At 63.7% G+C, this 2245-nt stretch carries 3 protein-coding genes; all 3 read left to right on the top strand.

What is annotated here, in order from left to right:
• A partial coding sequence (gene nusA / locus EN939_RS30885) for a transcription termination factor NusA (protein WP_127271418.1) occupies positions 1-1266 on the top strand: 1266 nt, incomplete at its 5' end.
• A gap of 38 nt (positions 1267-1304) precedes the next feature.
• Positions 1305-1955, top strand: coding sequence for an RNA-binding protein (locus tag EN939_RS30880; RefSeq protein WP_127270709.1), 651 nt, complete (start codon positions 1305-1307; stop codon positions 1953-1955).
• Positions 1952-2245: translation initiation factor IF-2 associated domain-containing protein (locus tag EN939_RS30875; RefSeq protein ID WP_206528382.1), on the top strand; the 294-nt coding region annotated here is incomplete at its 3' end. The genes EN939_RS30880 and EN939_RS30875, both read left to right, overlap by 4 nt.

The following is a 2245-nucleotide window of genomic DNA, read 5'->3' as shown; positions in this document are numbered from 1 at the left end:
GCTGCCCGGTCGGCCAAGCAGGTCATCGTGCAGAAGGTCCGCGAGGCCGAACGCGACCGCCAGTATGACGAGTACAAGGACCGCATCGGCGAGATCGTCAACGGTACCGTCAAGCGCGTCGAATACGGCAACGTCATCGTCGATCTCGGCCGCGGCGAAGCGATCATCCGTCGCGATGAGCTGATCCCGCGTGAAAACTACAAATATGGCGACCGCGTCCGCGCCTATGTCTACGATGTGCGCCGCGAGCAGCGCGGCCCGCAGATCTTCCTGTCGCGTACCCATCCGCAGTTCATGGCCAAGCTGTTCACCATGGAAGTGCCGGAAATCTATGACGGCATCATCGAGATCAAATCGGTCGCCCGCGACCCGGGTTCGCGCGCCAAAATCGCCGTTATTTCGCGCGACAGCTCGATCGATCCGGTCGGCGCCTGCGTCGGCATGCGCGGCAGCCGCGTCCAGGCCGTCGTCGGCGAATTGCAGGGCGAGAAGATCGACATCATTCCGTGGTCGCCTTCTGCGGCGTCCTTCATCGTCAACGCGCTGCAGCCGGCGGAAGTCGCCAAGGTCGTGCTCGACGAGGATGCCGAGCGCATCGAAGTCGTGGTTCCCGACGACCAGCTGTCGCTGGCCATCGGCCGCCGCGGCCAGAACGTGCGTCTGGCTTCGCAGCTGACCGGTTGGGATATCGACATCCTCACCGAGGCCGAAGAATCCGAGCGTCGCCAGAAGGAATTCGTCGAGCGTTCGTCGCTGTTCATGGAAGCCCTCGACGTCGACGAGATGGTCGGCCAGGTGCTGGCCTCCGAAGGCTTCACCAGCGTCGAGGAAGTCGCGTATGTCGATTCCGGCGAGATCGCCTCGATCGACGGTTTCGACGAGGACACCGCTTCGGAAATCCAGACCCGCGCCCGCGAATATCTGGAGAAGATCGAGGCCGAGCACGATGACAAGCGCAAGGCGCTCGGTGTTTCGGACGAGTTGCGCGAAATCCCCGGCGTCACCACCGCCATGATGGTGACGCTTGGCGAGGACGGCGTGAAGACGATCGAGGATTTCGCCGGCTATGCCGCCGACGACCTGACCGGCTGGAAGGAACGCAAGGACGGCGAGACAAAGGTCTATCCGGGCGTGCTGGCCAATCATGGCGTGACCCGCGCGGACGCCGAACAGATGGTTCTGGCCGCCCGCCTCAAGGCCGGCTGGATCACCGAAGACGAGCTTGCAGCCGAAGAAGTCTCGGCTGACGAAGCCGTTGGTGCGTGAGGTGAAACCGCATCGCACCGAACCCGCCCCTGGACGAGATGAACGATCGCACCTGCATCGTTACGCGCAAACAAGCCGAACCGGATGATCTGATCCGGTTCGTCGTCGGCCCGGATTCGGCCGTCGTTCCCGACATCAAGAGAAATCTGCCCGGCCGCGGTTGCTGGGTGAGCGCCGACCGCCTACATATCGACAAGGCTGCGGCGAAGAACCTCTTTGCCCGCGCCTTCAAGGCACAGGTGGTCGTGCCGCCCGATCTTGGCGGCATGATCGACGGGCTGCTTTCCAGGCACGCTCTGGGCATGCTTGGTCTTGCCCGTAAGGCAGGCGCAATTTCGCTTGGTGCTACCAAGGTCGAAAGTGCTGTTCGCGGCGGATTGGCGCTTTTCGTGCTCCACGCGACCGAGGCGTCCGATGACGGCGTGCGCAAGATCAGCCAGGCGCGACGGGCGACAGTCCATCTCGGCGGGCCCGCCATCCTTGCCTACAAACTTTTCTCCGAGGTCGAGTTGAGCTTGGCATTGGGGGGTACAAATGTGATACATGCTGCCGTTCTCGCGGGAGACGCGGGCAGGGCGGTCCAGAAGCGCATGGTTGCGCTCGACCGGTATCGGGGCGGTTCCCCGGACGATCTGGCAATGCTTGCGGCTGTTGCTGACGAAGATGATGCCGCAGAGGATATGGAATGAGCGATACGAAATCGGGTGACGACAATACGCTGAGTGTGACGCCGAAGAAGACCTTGACGCTGAAGCGCCCCGGTATGGAGCAGGGCACTGTGCGCCAGAACTTCTCGCACGGCCGCACCAAGCAGGTCGTCGTCGAAACCAAGAAGCGCAAGTTCTCGATGCCCGGCGACAAGCCGGAGCCTGTTGCCGCCCCCGTCTTCACACCGAAGCCGGCGGTCGTGGCCGCACCCGTCGTGCCGGAAGCACCGAAGGCGCCGCCACCCCCGCCGCCACCGGCCCCGGTCGAGCGC

Origin of the sequence: Mesorhizobium sp. M7A.F.Ca.CA.002.05.1.1, from assembly GCF_003998335.1 — a bacterium.
GTDB lineage: Bacteria > Pseudomonadota > Alphaproteobacteria > Rhizobiales > Rhizobiaceae > Mesorhizobium.
This window is presented reverse-complemented; position numbering and strand designations above follow the sequence as displayed.

Coding starts and splice junctions, on each gene's coding strand:
- EN939_RS30880 (WP_127270709.1), top strand. CDS start 1,305: ATGAACGATCGCACCTGCATCGTTACGCGCAAACAAGCCGAACCGGAT.